This is a genomic window from Trueperaceae bacterium, assembly GCA_036381035.1.
Lineage (GTDB): Bacteria > Deinococcota > Deinococci > Deinococcales > Trueperaceae > DASRWD01.
In genome coordinates, this window is sequence record DASVDQ010000010.1 from 1 (window position 1) to 16,498 (window position 16,498).

12 protein-coding genes are annotated in these 16,498 nt (G+C 70.1%); 6 read left to right on the top strand and 6 right to left on the bottom strand.

The features are described from left to right. Positions 1–637: 637 nt before the first annotated feature. The 5 genes from VF202_01175 to VF202_01195 form a co-directional block, all read right to left on the bottom strand. Positions 638–970 (bottom strand): hypothetical protein, encoded by a 333-nt coding sequence (locus tag VF202_01175; GenBank protein ID HEX7038706.1) that lies wholly within the window; start codon positions 968–970, stop codon positions 638–640. Between the two features lie 356 nt (positions 971–1,326). After that, positions 1,327–2,715, bottom strand: a complete 1,389-nt coding sequence (locus VF202_01180) for a dipeptidase (GenBank protein HEX7038707.1) — start codon at positions 2,713–2,715, stop codon at positions 1,327–1,329. A gap of 145 nt (positions 2,716–2,860) precedes the next feature. After that, on the bottom strand, positions 2,861–4,666 hold the full coding sequence (locus tag VF202_01185; protein HEX7038708.1) for an SLC13 family permease: 1,806 nt from the start codon (positions 4,664–4,666) through the stop codon (positions 2,861–2,863). 61 nt (positions 4,667–4,727) lie between these two features. Next, entirely contained in the window at positions 4,728–6,374 is a 1,647-nt protein-coding gene (locus VF202_01190; GenBank protein ID HEX7038709.1) for an AbgT family transporter, read from the bottom strand. A 48-nt stretch (positions 6,375–6,422) separates the two neighbouring features. Beyond that, a complete protein-coding gene (locus tag VF202_01195) occupies positions 6,423–6,620 on the bottom strand; it encodes a hypothetical protein (protein ID HEX7038710.1) in 198 nt (65 codons plus the stop codon). A 637-nt stretch (positions 6,621–7,257) separates the two neighbouring features. On the opposite strand from VF202_01195, the gene VF202_01200 reads away from it, so the two are divergent. From VF202_01200 to VF202_01225, 6 genes are all read left to right on the top strand, one after another. Further along, entirely contained in the window at positions 7,258–8,451 is a 1,194-nt protein-coding gene (locus tag VF202_01200; GenBank protein HEX7038711.1) for an ROK family transcriptional regulator, read from the top strand. Positions 8,452–8,516: 65 nt separating this feature from the next. Beyond that, a complete protein-coding gene (locus tag VF202_01205) occupies positions 8,517–9,719 on the top strand; it encodes an extracellular solute-binding protein (protein HEX7038712.1) in 1,203 nt (400 codons plus the stop codon). Positions 9,720–9,831: 112 nt separating this feature from the next. Continuing rightward, positions 9,832–10,773, top strand: a complete 942-nt coding sequence (locus tag VF202_01210) for a sugar ABC transporter permease (GenBank protein ID HEX7038713.1) — start codon at positions 9,832–9,834, stop codon at positions 10,771–10,773. A gap of 12 nt (positions 10,774–10,785) precedes the next feature. After that, positions 10,786–11,697 (top strand): carbohydrate ABC transporter permease, encoded by a 912-nt coding sequence (locus VF202_01215; protein ID HEX7038714.1) that lies wholly within the window; start codon positions 10,786–10,788, stop codon positions 11,695–11,697. Positions 11,698–11,759: 62 nt separating this feature from the next. Next, positions 11,760–12,824: a glycoside hydrolase family 15 protein gene (locus VF202_01220; GenBank protein HEX7038715.1), complete on the top strand. Its 1,065-nt coding sequence runs from the start codon at positions 11,760–11,762 to the stop codon at positions 12,822–12,824. Continuing rightward, positions 12,821–14,674 (top strand): glycoside hydrolase family 66 protein, encoded by a 1,854-nt coding sequence (locus VF202_01225; protein ID HEX7038716.1) that lies wholly within the window; start codon positions 12,821–12,823, stop codon positions 14,672–14,674. The genes VF202_01220 and VF202_01225 overlap by 4 nt, the downstream gene beginning before the upstream one ends. 25 nt (positions 14,675–14,699) lie before the next feature. On the opposite strand, the gene VF202_01230 is transcribed toward VF202_01225, so the two are convergent. Next, positions 14,700–16,498 (bottom strand): hypothetical protein (locus VF202_01230; GenBank protein HEX7038717.1); only part of this gene is annotated, 1,799 nt, incomplete at its 5' end.

A 16,498-nucleotide genomic window follows, 5' to 3' on the forward strand; every position in this document is an offset into this window, starting at 1 on the left:
CTCGAACTGCAGCTGGGTGAAGTCGAAAGCGAGGTTGATGTTGTTGGTCCCCATGTCCTGATCCGTACCCATCGCCGTATCGATCGTCGCCACGTTGAACGTGCCTCCCCCTCCTACGAAGACGAAGTCGACGACCGCTACGGCGATCCCGTTCGCCGTGAAGACCACGTCCCCACTCGTGTGCCCCGCCGGCCCCCCGTACTGGGTCCCGAGCGGTTGCCCCTCGAAGTCGATGCACGCGACGGAAGGCGGTGGCGGAGATGGGCAGCCGATCAAGACGAGGGCCAGGAACAGACCTCCGACGACCAGGGGAACTCGGGCTCTGCTCGCTGCAGGCATGGTAGTCCTCCTTGCGATGGACGCCGCTTAGCTCATGACTGGCGGTTGTCCCCCTTTCGAATGGATCGACGAACTTGCATGCTCCCTGGCGCGAGGGGTCAGCGAGGCGGGTTTGGCCCGGGCCTTCGCTAGAAGGCTTGACGCGGGTGCCGGCAAGGCTCAGCTCGACGTAGTGAACTTGAGTCGAGGCACGTAACGTCGTGCCCACACTTCTCCGGCGTGTAGAACGTCAACGCCCTCGCCGCCCGTTTCAGCATCAGCGCTCGGCGGAGGGCAAGTCGTTCCTGGTGTCCTTCAGTCAGTCCTGCATGTTGCCGCTGAGCTGGGTCCAGGCGTTCGTCACGTCAACGTGAATCTCGTCGGTCCGGTCGATGACCAGAGGACCGCGCCACTGGATGCGCGTGATCTCGGCCTCGTAGGTCCCCTTCTGGTCACCAAGGGTGATGCGGTAGAAGATCCGGTCGTCCTTGCCTGCATGTAGGTGCCTGAAGTAGCTCGTCTCGTCGCCGCCCAACGGCTTACCGCGGAACCGGTGGCTCCGCAACTGGAACTCGTGGCCCTGCAAGGACGACTTCGGCGGGCTCTCTTTGCTCGGCTTGATTATCTGGTCGATCGTCTCGTCCAAGGTCATGGCGACACACTCCTGGTTCGGAGAGGACTGTGAGACTCGTGACCCGCACCTTCGACAGCAACCCCCCTCCTGGGCCGGCTGCTTGGCGCAGTTGGAAGGGTCGGAAGCGGCTATCCGGGCTCCGATGAGTGGTGAGGCAGCCGCACGATAGTCGCCAGGGGCTTCACTCATGGCGACGCGACCTCACCAAGGACACGGCGAGCACCCTGCAAGAGAACGCTCGAGCCTCGCACGAGACCGGGCGCCACCCTGCGCCGGGCACAGGAGGGAGTCAACGCAGGACGGCCGGAAGTCATGAATCCGGACGTCGCCCCCGGCGGTGGCGGCCGCGCGGACCACACGGTTCGCCCGCGGGGCTACCGCGCCGCGTCCGCCAGCTCCTCGAGGTAGACGATCGCCGTCTCGATGCCGCGCTCGAACATCTCTATCGCGTAGTGCTCGTTCGGCGCGTGCAGCCCGTCGCTGTCCAGTCCGTAGCCCATCATCACGACGGGGATCCGCATCAGCTCCACGATGTCGGCCACGACCGGGATGCTGCCGCCGCCCCGCGTGAACACCGGGGCGTGACCCCAGCCGCGCTCGTAGGCTCGCACCGCCGCCTTCATCTCCGGCAGGTCGGACGGGATCAGGGCCGGCCGCCCGGTCGTCAGCAGGCGGACCTCGACCGTGACGGTGTCGGGCGCCTGCGCCTCGACGTGTGCCTCGATCAGCTCGAACACGCGTTGCGGGTCCTGGTTCGCGACCAGCCGCGAGCTCAGGTGCGCCCCGGCGCTCGCGGGGATGATGGTCTTCGGCCCGGGGCCGGGGTGGCCGCCCCACAGGCCGTTGATGTCCAGCGTCGGCCGCGCCGACACCCTCTCGCGGATCGTGAACCGCTCGTCTCCCCACGCCTCCGGCGCGCCTGTCGCCTCCAGGAGCTGCGCCTCCGTGAGGTCGGTCTTCGCGATCGTCGCCCGCTCCTCGTCGGTGAGCGGCACGACGTCGTCGTAGAAGCCCGGAACGGCGATCGTGCCGTCGGGGCCATAGAGCGTGGCGAGGATCTCGACGAGAGCGACGGCCGGGTTGTGCACGGCCCCCCCGAAGAACCCGCTGTGGAGGTCCTCGCGCGGCCCCTTCACCTCGACCTCGAGGTAGGTCATCCCGCGCAGGCTGTGCGTGATGGCCGGCTCCTCGACCGCGCGCATCGACGAGTCGCTGATCACGCAGACGTCCGAGCCGAGCAGGTCGAGGTGCTCCCCGATGAACGGCGCGAGGTTGGGCGACGCCACCTCCTCCTCGCCCTCGATGAGGAACCTCAGGTTGACCGGCGCTCCCCCCGAGGCCTTCAGGTACGACTCGAGCGCCTTGACGTGGACGAACAGCTGCCCCTTGTCGTCGGTCGCGCCGCGGGCGAAGACCTTGCCGTCCCTCACCACCGGCTCGAACGGGTCCGTGTCCCAGCCGTCCGCCATCGCGGCGGGCACCACGTCGTAGTGCCCGTAGACGAGCACCGTGGGCTTCTCCGGCCCCGCGCCGAGCCACTCGCCGTATACGACCGGGTGGCCGGCGGTGGGCATGACCGCGACGTTCTCTGCCCCGGACGCGCGCAGGCTGTCCGCGAGCCAGTCGGCCATCCGCGCGACGTCGCCGGCGTGCGCCGGGTCGCCGCTGATGCTCGGGATGCGCAGCGCCTCGAAGAGCTCCTCGAGGAACCGCTCGCCGTGCGCCCGGGCGTAGGCCCGTGCCGTATCGCTAGCTGTCGCCATGTCAGGTCCCTTCCTATGCCCTGCCCGTCGGCTGCCTGCGCCTCTGGCTCACGACCTCGTGCTTCGAACGGCTGGCGATGACTCGTGCCTCGCACGGCTCGTGACGTCGCGACCCCCTCGCCGGGCCGGGCCCGCCAGCCTCCGGTCACAGCGGCCAGAGCACGGGCACCAGGAACACGGCGACGACGTAGTACACCGCCATGACCGGGAGCCCGAACTTCCAGTAGTCGCCGAACTCGTAGCCGGCCGGTCCCATCACCATCAGGTTCGCCGGCGTGGCGATGGGCGTGAGCAGGGCCGCGTGGGCGGCCACGTTGAGCGACATCAGCACGGTCGTGGCGGAGTAGCCGCCCTCCGCGGCGATCGACGCCGCGATGGGGATGAGGACCAGAGCGGTCGCGGTGTTGCTGATCAGCTGGCCGAGGACGGCGGTGACGAGGAACAGGCCCGTCATGATCAGCACCGGTCCGCCCTCGCCGATGGCGCCGAGCAGGCCCGTCGCCAGCGCCTCGGCGGTGCCGCTGTTGGTTATCGCCGTCGACAACGGGATCATGGCGCCGATCAGGATGAGCACCGTCCACGACATCGACCTGTGCGCCTGCTCGACGCTGACGACGCGCAGGACCAGCATGGCCATCGCCGCCAGCAGCGCGGCGATCGCCGCCGGCACGATGCCCGTCGCGAGCAGGACCACCATCGCGACCAGCACGATGAGCGCGGGGGTCGCCTTCGGGCCGAGCGGGACCGCCTGGCGGCGTATGGCGTCGGGCGAGTCCACCAGCACGACGTTGGGGTCGTCCGTGTGCTCGTCGAGCGCGTCCCAGCGACCGTGCAGGAGGAGCGAGTCGCCGGCCTTGAGCGTCACCTCCCTCACCCCCAGGTCGGTGCCGTAACGCTGGACGGCCAGCACCACGAGCTGGCCGCTGTCCGTCACCATGCCGGGGAAGACCTCGTCGCCGATGTAGTCGGACCGCGGGCTGACGATGACCTCGGCCACGCCGAACTCCTTGTCGATGAGGCTGCTCTCCGGCGGCTCGTCCGCACCGCCCGTGAGCACCAGCCAGTTCTCCAAGGCGTACCGCCGTATCTCCTCGCGGGAACCCCTCACCAACAGCCGGGCGCCCTCGGCAACGGGACCGTCGGCGATGGGGACCCCGCTCTTGTCCCTCACGCTGATGACGTGCACGTTCGGGTAGCGGGAGTCCGCCAGCTTGCCGGGGGGCGAACCGATGAGCGGCGAGTCGGCGCCCACCGTGAGCCTCGCCAGCTCGTCCTCTGCGATGTACTGCTGCCTCAGGGTCCCGGGCAGCCCGCTGAGGTCGCGGGCGAAGGCGCGCGGGCTGCGCAGCGGGAGCAGGCGGCTGCCGAGCAGGAGGGTGACCAGCATCGTGCCGGCGAGCAGCGGCAGCCCGACGAGCGCGACCTCGAAGAAGCCGACCCGCCCCGCACCGGCCTCGTCGGACGCCGCGGACACCAGGAGCGTGACCGGCGACCCGGTGAGCACCAGCAGCGCGCCGGAGTGGGCCGCGAAGGCCGCCGGCATCAGCAGCCGCGACGGCGACCGCGAGAAGCGCACGGCGAGCACCACCACCAGCGGGTAGAGCGCGGCCACCGCCCCGTTGGGAGTGATGAGGGCGGAGAGCACAGCGACCGCCGCCATCGTCAGGAGGACGAGCCTCACGCGGCTGCCGCCCGCGTACCTGACGACGAGCTGCCCGACCCACGTCGTCACCCCGGCGGCGTCGAGCCCCTCCGCCACCACGAACAGGGCCGCTATGAGGATCACGGTCGGGCTGGAGAAGCCGGAGAGAGCCTCCTCCAGGGTCACGACGCCGGTCACCCACAGCGCGAGCATGACGCCGAGCGCCACGATCCCCACCGGCAGCCGGTTCCAGACGAACGCGACTACGGCGACGCCGAGGACGATGAGGATGATCGCCTGCTCGCTCACGTGCGCGCCTCCCGAGGCCCACCCGCGCCCGCGTCGCGCTCGCGCAGAGCGGTTCGCGCGGCTAGAGGTCGACCGGGTAGCCAGGACCCCATGGGATGCCGATCAGGAACCAGACCACGAACAGCAGGATCCACACGAGGCCCATGACTAGCGCGTACGGGATCATCAGCGAGATGACGGAGCCGATGCCGGCGTCCCTGCGGTAGCGCTGCGCGACGGTGACGATGAACGGGAAGTAGACCATCAGCGGCGTGAGCGTGTTCACCGGGGTGTCGCCGATGCGGTAGGCGGCGAGCAGGGTCTGAGGGGCCACGTCGAGGCCCACGAAGATGGGGATGAATATCGGCGCGAAGATCGCCCACTTCGGCACCACGCCGGGGATGATGAAGTCGAGCAGGAAGATGACGACGATGAACCCGACGAGCAGCGGGATCGCGGAGATCTGGGCGCGCTCGAGCAGGTTCGCGAGCGCGATGGCGATGACCGGCGGCAGGCCCGTGTAGTTGAAGTAGGCGATGAACTGGGCGATCATCAGGAACATCAGCACCAGGCCGCCCAGCCCGTTGAAGGTCTTGGTGATCGAGGCGATGACGTCGTCCGCGCTCCTCACCGTCCCGGCGCCGACGCCGTAGCAGACGCCCGCCACGAGGAAGAACAGGGCGATGATGAAGAGCAGGCTGTCCATGAACGGCGTGTCGCCGATGATCGCGCCGGTCGCGGGGTCGCGCAGGGGCGCGTTCGGCAGCACCGTCGCCAGCACCACCACGGCCAGCACGGCGAAGAAGCCTATGGACGCGAAGCGCAGCCCCCGCGCCTCCGCCGCTGTGTCCTCCTCCGTCCGGGTCTCGGTGGCCTGCTGACCGGACGCGGCGTCAGCCGGGTCCCACTCGCCGAGGCGCGGCTCCACCAGCCGCTCGGTCACGACCGTGGCGACCACCACGAGCACCAGCAGGGAGACGACCGAGAAGAAGTAGTTGTTGACGACGGTGAGGGGACCCAAGCCCGTGAGCGCGATGGCCTCGTTGGCGATCTCGGTGATCATCGCGTCGATGGGCTGAGGGATGACGTTCACCGCGAAGGTGGCCGCTACGCCGGCGAAACCGGCCGCCAGGCCGGCCAGCGGGTGCCTGCCCAGCGTGTGGAACGCGACCGCGGCGAGCGGTATCAGGATCAGGTAGCCGGCGTCGGTGGCGACGCTGGACAGCGCGCCAACCAGGACGATCAGGAAGGTGATGAGCCGTCGCGGCGCCGCGGCGACGAGCTTCCTGATGAGCGCGTTCATCAGGCCCGCGCCCTCGGCGGCGCCGGCCCCCATCATCGCGATGAAGGTGACGGCGATGACGCCGAAGCCGGCGAAGTTCGCGACGAACGACGTGAAGACGAACCTTATGCCCTCGACGTCGAGCAGGCCCCGGACCGAGATCGTGACCTCGTGGACGTCGAACGCGGCGTCGTCCAAGTAGTCCTCGGCGTCGACGATCGGCCCGACCGTGTCCTCGTAGTAGTTCGGCTGCGCCTCGAACGTCACCGGCTCGGCGATCGCCTCGGTGACGCCGACGCCCAGCCAGTCCAGGACCTGAGAGAGGACGGCGACGAACACGATCAGGTAGAGGAACATGAGGACGGCGTTCGGGACCCTGTTGCCGACCCGCTCCACGCCGGCGAGCAGCCGCTCCGTGAACGACCGCGGTGCCTCCGTAACGCTCATCACGGACCTCCTCGTCGAGCGGTCACGCTCGCCGCATGTTCCGGCGGCCTAGCTACGGCCCCACGGCTCTGCCAGCGAGGCGTGCATCTCGCTGGCACGCCTCATGTCCTGCACGCTGATCCGGTCGAGAGGCCCGTGTATGTCCTGCGTTCCGGTGAAGCGGTTCGGCGTGGGCACGCGCGGCTCGGTGGCCGCGACCGCCTCGCCGACCGACGTCAGGAGCCGTCCGTGGGCGGCCGGCTGCACGATGTCGCTCCTGTCCCAGGCGTGATGGAGATCGGCTCGACCCCCGCGGCGCCGCAGGCGGGAGGGGTGCCGATGCGGGCGCACCGCACCGACAACTCCTCGAGCTCCCAGTAGAACGCGCTCGCCACCTGGACACCTCCGCTCGATGCGTCGCCTCGACGGCCAGTTCACGTTCATCGAGTGCGTAGGTCCACGAAGGGGAAACGCGAGGAGCTACCCTGGTTCGGCCGCCAGGCCCCAGGCTACTCGCCGAGGGGGCGCGCTCCGTCTCTACGGCGACACCTGCAGGGGCCGATCTCTTGAAGGGCTACGGTCCAGCGGTGCTGACCTACCCCACCGAACACGTCGCCCACGGCCGCAGTGCTCGGCCGGAGCCGAGCGCGAACCCGCCCACGTGGCGCGAACCCGCTCACGTCACGCGAACCCGCCCACGCCGCGCGAACGCGCCCACCTCGCGCCAACCCGCCCAAGCCGCGCGAACCCCCACACCTCGCGCCGACCCGCCCACGCCGAGGAGGACCGCCGGCGCGGAACGGGGCCCACGGCCCCGGCTCTCCCGGTTGGAGGCCGGTGCTGTTGACAACGCGCAGGGCCTCGTCTAATGATTCATTCACTAAATCAATGAAAGGGGTGCGGGTTGAGCCGTACGACCCCATCCGGCGCGCGCGACGCCATGCGCGCCAGGAACCAGCGCGAGGTGTTCGAGGAGGTCCACAGGCGCGGCCCCATCTCGCGGGCCGAGATCGCCGCGAACCTCAACCTGAGCCCGGCCGCGGTCACGAACATCTCGGCCGAGCTGATCGCCCGCGGGCTGCTCTACGAGGCGCGCGAGGCGGAGACCGGCGGCGTGGGTCGCAAGGCCATCCTGCTCGAGGTCGACTACTCCCTCGCGCGGGTGGCCGGCATCAAGGTGAGCCCCGCGGCCATCACCTGCGCGGTCACGAACCTGGGCGCCCAGGTGGAGACGACGGCGACCCGCCCCCTGGCGGACACCGCGCCCGACACCGTGGTCGAGGAGATCGCGTCGCTCCTGCACGAGCTGGGTGCGCTGGACGTGGCGGCCCTGGGCGTGAACCTCCCCGGGGTCGTGGCGGACGACGGCACCACGGTGAGACACTCGCCGCTGCTCGGGTGGCGCACGGTGCCCATCGGACGCCTCCTCGCACAGCGGCTCGGCGTGCCCGTGACCGTCGAGAACGACGTGAACGCCCTGGCCCTGGCCGAGGCCTGGTTCGGCTACGGGCGCGGCCACGCCGACTTCCTCACCCTGACCCTCGGACGGGGCGTGGGCCTGGGCATCGTCATCGGCGGCGACGTCTACCGCGGCCCGCGCGGCGGCGCCGGCGAGTTCGGGCACGTGGTGCTCGACCCGGAGGGCCCGGAGACCGCCAACGCTCGACGCGGCAGCCTCGAGGCCTACCTCTCGGACGACGCGCTCCTCCGCGGCGCCAGCGCCGCAGGCATCCCGGAGGCGGAGGCGAGCACCCCCGAGGAGCTGACCGCGCTGGCCCAAGCCGGTGACCCGCGCGCCGCACGGGTCTTCGCCCGCGCCGGGGAGGTGCTCGGCCGAGCCCTCAGCATCCTCGTCGATATCTTCGCGCCCACCCTGATCGTCCTCAGCGGTGAGGGCATGAGGGCCGGCGACCTGCTGCTGCCGACGGCACGGCGGGTCCTGGAGGAGACCGCCTTCGGCGACCTCGGACGCGAGGTCGAGCTCGTCGTTGACACGTGGGGAGACGACGCCTGGGCGCGCGGGGCCGCCGGCCTGGCGGCCAGCCTCTACCTGCTGGAGGCCGCCTCCCGCACAGGAGGGGAGGCGCAACCGGTCTGAGGCAACGACCCCGGCCCCAGTGGCCGCAGCTGAACTAGGCGACTCGCAGACATGGAGGAGGAACGATGAGAGGCAAGCTGGTACTGGCATCCATCGCGCTGGCGTTGATCACGGCCGCGTCGGCGCAGACCATCACGTTCTGGCACACGTACAGCACCGGCTCCGGCGAGGAGCAGACGCTGCTCGAGAAGGTCATCCCCCAGTTCGAGGCCGAGAACCCCGGCATCACCGTCGAGGCGGTCGGCTTCCCGTACGAGGAGTTCAGGCAGAAGCTGCTCACCGCCTTCGCCGGCGGCGTCGTGCCCGACCTGGTGCGCATGGACATCATCTGGGTGCCCGAGTTCGCCGACATGGGAGCCCTCGAGCGCCTCGACGACTACGACGGCTTCGCGGCGCTGCGCGACGGCGTGTTCCCCGGGCCGCTGGCGACCAACTACTGGGACGGCGGCTACTACGGCCTCCCGCTGGACACGAACACGCAGGTCATGCTCTACAACGCCGACGTGATCTCGCAGCCGCCGACCACGTTCGACGAGCTCGAGGCGCTGGCGACGGAGCTCAGCGACCCCGCCGCCGAGGTGTGGGCCTTCTCGGTGCCCGGCCCGTACGCCTGGTACCTGCTGCCGTGGATCTGGAGCAACGGCGGCGCCATCACCGACGACGCCATCACCACGGCCACCGGCTACCTGAACAGCGACGCGTCGGTGGAGGCCGTGGAGAAGCTCGTCGACTGGTACGAGCGCGGCCTGATCGCGCCCACCCTCAACAACACCGGGCTGGGCGCGTGGGAGGGCCTGGGCGCCGGCGAGTACCTCGCCACGCAGGACGGCCCGTGGGCGTACCCGAGCATCACCGCCCAGTACCAGGACCTCAACCTCCAGCACGCGCTGTTCCCGGCGGGACCGGCCGGCTCCATCTCGATCGTCGGCGGCGAGGACATCGTGATGTTCGCCGACTCACCCAACAAGGAAGCGGCCTGGAAGTTCGTGCAGTTCATGCTGAGCCCGTGGGCGCAGATCACCATGGCCTCCACCGGCCAGATCCCCGTGATCCAGTCCGCGCTCGAGGACCCCTACATCGTCGAGCACCCCTACTACGGCGTGTACCTGCAGCAGCTCCAGACCGCCAAGCCCCGCACGCCGCACCCCGCCTACTCGCGCATCGAGACCATCATCCAGGACGCGGTGCAGCGTGTTCTGCTGGGCGAGCTGGAGGTACGGGAGGCCCTCGACCAGGCAGCGGCCCAGGTGGACGAGCTGCTCAAGTGACACAGCGCGGGTGGGTGGCGCGCACCGCTCGACGGCGCGCGATCATCGATCCGCGGTGACCTAGCGCGGGTGGGCGGTCTCCCCCGCCCACCCCGACCCGAAGGGAGACGGCATGGCCAGGTCCTCGCTCGCCCCCACCGCCGGTCTGGCACCGCGCCGGCCCTGGTGGCGCGTCTCGGCGTGGAAGCGCGGCGAGTACCTGGCCGCTGCCGTCTTCATCGCCCCGGGTCTGATCTGGTTCCTCGGCTTCATGCTCTACCCGCTCGTCTACTCGTTCTGGATGAGCCTCCACGACTGGAAGATCCGCGGGCCGAGCGAGTTCGTGGGCCTGGCGAACTACGTCAGGGTGTTCGGCGACAGCGTCAACCTCATCGCGCTGCGCAACACCGTCGTCTACGGGGTCCTGAGCGTGCCGACGCAGATGTTCCTCGGCCTGATGATCGCCCTGGGACTGGAACGGCTGAGCCGCGGGAAGGTGCTCCTGCGCCTCATCTACTACCTGCCTGTCATCAGCTCGTGGGTGGTCGTCTCGCTGATGTTCATGTTCCTCTTCAACTCCGAGGGGCTCTTCAACCACGTCTTCGGCGACGTGCTGGGCCTCGTCGACCCCAACACCGCCTGGCTCAACCGCGCCTCCACCGCCATCCCGGTGATCGCGCTGCTGGGCGTGTGGAAGGGGCTGGGGTGGAGCATGCTCATCTACCTCGCCGCGCTGCAGGGCATACCGGCGGAGCTCACCGAGGCCGCGCGGGTGGACGGCGCCAACCGCGCCCAGGTGACCCGCTACGTGACCGTGCCGCTGCTCAAGCCGACGACGCTGTTCATCGCCGTGATGCTCACGATCGGCGCGTTCCAGAGCTTCATCCAGTTCTACATCATCACCGGAGGCGGACCGGTGCACCAGACCGAGGTGTTCCTCAGCTACATGTACGACCAGGCCTTCAACTTCCTCGACTTCGGCTACGCCAGCGCCATCGCCTGGCTGCTGGCGGCGCTGATCCTGGCGATCAGCCTCGTGCAGTTCAGGCTGATCAAGTCGACCTATGAGTACTGAGGCACGCACCGCATGAGCGCCGATGCCCCTACCGGCGCCGGCAGCCTGGCAGGTCGCGACGGCCGCGCGGGCGCGCGCGTCGTCCGCAGGCCCGTCCGCCGCCGCGCCGCGTCGCCGTGGCGCGTGACCCTCTACCTCGCTCTGGGCGTCGGGGCTCTGGTGATGATGGTGCCGTTCCTCTACACCGTCTCTACGGCCCTGAAGCCGAACGCGTTCGTGTTCACGCCGGAGTTCCTACCCAAGAACGCGACGCTACAGAACTTCGCCGACGCCTGGAACTCGAACAACTTCCAGCGCTACTTCCTCAACAGCCTCAAGGTCGCGGTGCTGTCCTCGCTGCTCACGGTCGCGATCGCCACGACCCAGGCGTACGCCTTCGCCAGGCTGAGCTTCCCCGGCAAGAACCTGGTCTTCAACCTCTATCTGATCACCATGATGATCCCGGGGATGCTCTTCATCATCCCCCAGTTCCTTGAGGCCAGGGCCCTGGGTCTCCTGAACACCCACCTGGGCCTGATCGTCTTCTACGTCGTCGGCTCGATCCCGTTCCAGACCTTCCTGCTGCGGGGCTTCTTCGAGAACATCCCGCGGGCGATCGAGGAGGCGGCCTACGTGGACGGCGCGGGCCGGTTCACGACCTTCCTGCGCGTGGTGCTGCCGTTGGCCGGCCCCGCCGTCGGGACCTCGATGATCTTCTCGTTCCTCGGCAACTGGGACGAGTTCACCTGGGCGCTGACGATCATCAACGACGTGGCGCTGCGCACGCTGCCCATCGCCCTGCGCCTCTTCCAGGGCCAGCACGCCAGCCAGTGGGGCCTCGTCTTCGCGGCCTCGCTGATCGCGCTGGTCCCCGTCATCATCGTCTTCGTCACCTTCCAGCGCGCGTTCGTGCGGGGCGTGGCCGCTGGGGGCGTCAAGGGGTGAGCGAGAGAGTGTCCACGTCATCCGCCGTCCGCGCCGACCCGGGAGGTCGGCGCGAGCGACTCGTGTCCCGCAGCATCGAGGTGATCCTCTCCGGCCAGACGCCGGAGGGCGCCTACCTGGCCGCCCCGACCTTCCCCACCTACAGGTACTGCTGGTTCCGTGACGGCTCGTTCATCGCCGACGCCATGGACCTGGCCGGGCGCCCGGGGAGCGCCGCGGCGTTCCACGCGTGGTGCGTGGGCGTGCTGGAGAGCCAGCTCGACGAGCGCGGGAACGTGGTCGGCGGCGGCGAGCTCCACACCCGCTACCGGGCCGACGGCCGGCACGGCGCCGAGGAGTGGCCGAACTTCCAGCTCGACGGCTTCGGCACGTGGCTGTGGGCCTACCGGCGGCACCGGGAGCGGTCCACGGGCGGCCCGGCGAGCCCGCTCGGCGAACGCGACGCCGACGTCGTCCGGCGCCTCGCCGAGTACCTTGCCGGTCGCTGGTCGCGGCCGAACTTCGACTGCTGGGAGGAGCACGAGCGGTTCGTCCACCCGTCGACCCTGGGGGCGATCTACGCGGGCCTGCGGGCCGCCGCCGAGCTGCTGGGCGAGCGCTACTTCGCCGGCACGGCTTACGCCGTGCGCTCCTACCTGCTGACGCACGGGGTCGCCGACGGGCGCTTCACGAAGCACGTGGGCAGCGAGGAGGTGGACGCCAACCTGGTGTGGCTGGCGCTGCCTTACGAGGTCGTGGCGGTCGACGACCCCTTCATGAGCGCCACACTGGACCGCATCGCGGCCGAGATCCAGGCGCCCGACGGCGGGCTGCACCGCTACGCCGGGGACACCTACTACGGTGGCGGCTGCTGGCCGCTGCTGACGGCGGACCTGGCGCAGGTGAGGCTGGCGCGCGGCGAGGTCGAGGAGGCCGAGAGGCTGCTCGCCTGGGTCGAGGCGCAGGCCACGCCTGCCGGGGACCTGCCGGAGCAGGTCGCGAACCACCTGAACGACCCCGCCTACGTGGACGAGTGGCGCCGGCGCTGGGGCGACAGCGCCTGCCCCCTGCTGTGGTCGCACGCCGCGTACCTGCGCCTGCTCCACGCCATGGGCGAGCTGCAGCCTCTCCTCGGAGCACGGTCTTGAGGGCGCCGGCGTTGGGCGGCGACGCGTCGGGCGTGGACGGGGCGCCGGTGCGCATCCTGGACGCTTATCCCGCCAGGGCCCTCAACGACCCCGGCTCGCCCGCGGAGGTCGTGGTCGAGCTGAGCTCCCAGGCTCCGGCCGTCGTCGAGGTCCAGGTGGCGCTGCTCGACCTCGGCCAGGTCGTGTCGACGTCCAGACGGACTATCGAGGTCGGCCCGGGGACGACGGTCGCGACGCTGGCCGTCGCGGTGCCGCCGGAGGACCCGCGCGGCTACGCGGTGCGCGTGGTGGCCAGGTGGCCCGCAGACGGGGCCTCGTCGCCCAACTGCGGGGCCTCGTCTCCTGCCGACGGGGCCTCGTCGCTCGCCCGCACTGCCTCAGCGTCAGCCAGCAGTGCCTCGTCGCCCGCCGGCGGGACGCCCTCTTCCGCCGGCCAGGCGACGGCGACGACGGCGCTGCTGGCCGCCAGCCATTGGCGCTTGCTGCCGCGCTACGGCTTCCTCAGCGACTTCGCTCCGGCCGCAGGTGGGGCCGCCGACGACCCGGTCGGCCTGCTCGCCCGCTTCCACGTCACGGCGGTCCAGTTCTACGACTGGATGTACAGGCACTACAGGTTCCTGCCGCCCGAGGACGCCGTCGCGGGCGAGGACGAGGTCTTCGTCGACGCGATGGACCGCGAGGTCTCGCTGCGGACCGTCCGCCGGCGCGTGCGCGAGTGCCACGAGCGCGGCATGGCGGCCATCGCCTACGGCGCCGTGTACGGTCCCGAGCCGGAGTTCATCCTCGAGCGCCCCGACTGGCTGCTCTACGACGCCGCCGGCGCTCCCATGCACCTCATCGACCGCTTCTACATCACGGACCTGCGGCCGGGCGGCTGGCGCGAGCACATCCTGGGCGAGTTCGAGTCCGCCGTCGCCGAGGTGGGCTTCGACGGCATCCACATGGACCAGTACGGCTTCCCGAAGCTCGCCTACGACTCGGCCGGCGTCTCGGTGGACGTCAGCGCGGAGTTCGGCGGTCTCATCGACGAGGCCGCCGCGCGGGTCGCGGCGGCGCGCGAGGGCGCCGCGGTCATCTTCAACACGGTCAACGACTGGCCGCTGGACCGCGTGGCGCGCTCCGACCAGGCGGCCATCTACATCGAGGTGTGGTCGCCGCACGACACCTACCGCGACCTGGTCATGCTGGTGCGACGGGCACGGGAGCTGAGCGGCAGGCAGGCGATCCTCGCGGCCTACCTGAGGCCCTTCCACGAGCCCGGCGAGGCGGCCGAGTGGTCCCTGCGCTACGCGACCGCCGTGATCAACGCGGCCGGCGGCCACCACCTGATCCTCGGCGAGGGCGACGCCGTACTGCGCGAGCCCTACTACCCGGACCACGGGCGGCTCAGTGAGCAGGGGCGCGCGGCGACGCGGCGCTACTACGACCACACCGCCGCGTACGCGCACTACCTGCACGCTCAGGACCTGCGCCCGGTGGAGCGCTACTACGCGACGGGAGTGAACACGGCGCTGAACCTCTCGGGCGCTCCCGCCTCCGTCTTCCCCGAGGCGGGCAAGGTCTGGCTCGCCATCGCGCGGCGGTCCGGCCAGATCGTGGTGAACCTCGTGAACCTCACGGCTTTGGAGGACGACCTCTGGGACGCGCCCCGGCCCGCGCCGCGCCGGCTGTCGGGCCTGAGGCTCGAGTGCGAGCCGTTCCTGAGGCCCGACCGCGTCACCTGGACCTCGCCCGACGACGCCGGCTCGCTGGGATCGACGCTAGAGGCCCAGGTCGCGCCGGACGGCCGGGTCACCATCGAGCTGCCGGACCTCGAGCTGTGGCAGACCGTCGTCATCGAGCACTCTTGAACAGCGCCGCTGGCAGCCTCGCCGCTCAGCATCGACCGCAGGGCGCCGTGCCGACGTGCGGTGTCGGCCGCACCTCTCCTCGATCGGCGACCGGATCCAGGCTCCACGACACGCTGGCGTCGCCCATCCCCTCGGGTCCCACCTCCTGCTCCAGGAAGAAGTTGTACCCATCCGTATAAGTGCCGCCGGCCTCGAGCGACAGGTGCGAGGTGGGCTGAGGCGGGTTCCGCGCGGGTACGGTCGTACTGCCGGTGAGCTCGATCCTGCCGACCGCACCCCGGTAGTTCAGGCCACCCACGTAGGCGACCCCGACGTTGCTGTCGACGTACACGTCGTTGTCGATGTAGGTCGTGCAATCGGCGGAGATGGTGAGACCGATGAACCCTGGCGCTCCGAGGTTCTGAGGCTGACCCTGTCCCTCTATCACGTGGGTCTCGTCGGACGGCGTCCAGGTGTCGTGGATCTCCGCGCTGCCGCCCGTGATCTGGCCGGTCCAGAAGACCCCACCGTTGGAGACCTCGGTGCGGCCCGAGAGCGAGACCTCGATGCTCGCGTGACGGTAGACGGTGGTCTCGGTTCCCGAGCCAGCGTACGTGAAGCTCATGCTGCCGCTCCACTCCTCGACCTCGTACGCCTCCTCGCAGGTCAGCGGGTCGTCCTCGGTGGTCACCTGCGCGGTCCTGAAGTCGTCGAAGGCGCCGCCGCTCACCAGCAGTTGGGCCTGGAACGTGCCCTCCTCGGTATAGCGGTGCTGGGCGCTGCCGACGTTCGCGCAGTCCTCGATCGCGACCGTTGGGGTACCGTCGCCGGGGTCTAGGCTGCAGCTCAGGACCGGGCCCCCGGGGTCGAAACCCGACCAGCTGAACTCGACGTCAAGCGGGACGTCGCCGCTCGCAGGCGAGGCGTCGAATCGCCACCCCACCTCGACGTCCACCGTGTCGCTCTTGCCGCTCTCGACCAAGGTGAGGACAGGGCTGTAGGTACCCGACGCGTTCCCAAGCCTCGAGGTGAAGGAGTAGGTGTGCGAGATGCTCGTCGTGGTGAGGCAGTCGTCGATCTCGTAGGGGCCGCTGCCGTCGCCGGGATCCAAGGTGCACGGTACCGGCTCGTCGCGCGGCTCGATCCCCGTCCAGTCGAACGTGGTGGTCAGCGGAGCGTAACCGCTCGCCGGCGTCGCCGACAGGGTCAGCTCGAAGACGGTCAGCTCGGCTTTGCCAGCGGCGCTGTCGAGGCCGAAGGCGCCGCCGCTGTAGACGCAGCCCCGGCAGAGCGCGTGATCGCGCAGCAGCTTGGCGGTCTCCCCAGCGCCGCGGGTGCGTACCTCGATAGTGGCCGTTCCGAGGGAGAGGGCCTCCCACTCCAACCCTTCCTCCGGTGGGAGCGGTGCCGCGACCTCGGGTTGGAAGCTGAACAGCGTCACGAGTCGGGGGCTCACCACCTCCACGGGACCCCAGCTCAGCGAGGGCACGTGGAGGTCGTCCGCCGACGCCGCCGGGACACCCGCCGCCTTGAGCGCCTTGATGAACACGTCGAGCGTGAACTCGGCGACCGCGAGGATGCGGTCGAGAACCTCGTCGATCCCCTTGGGATGCCCCGCGATGCCGATCGCGGCCAGGAGCTGGTCGGCGAGGTCCAGGAGGCTGATCGGCGGAGGTTGGTTCACCGCCGTCAGCCTGAAGGTCGAGTCGGTGGTCTCGCCGGCCTCCAAGCGGTCATCGGCGAGCTCCAGGTCGAGGCTCGCGATCTTGGACGGCAGGAGCCCCGGCACCAGCTTGTTCATGACGAAGTCGGCGACCGACAGGAGCCCGCCGACGAGCGCCGCCG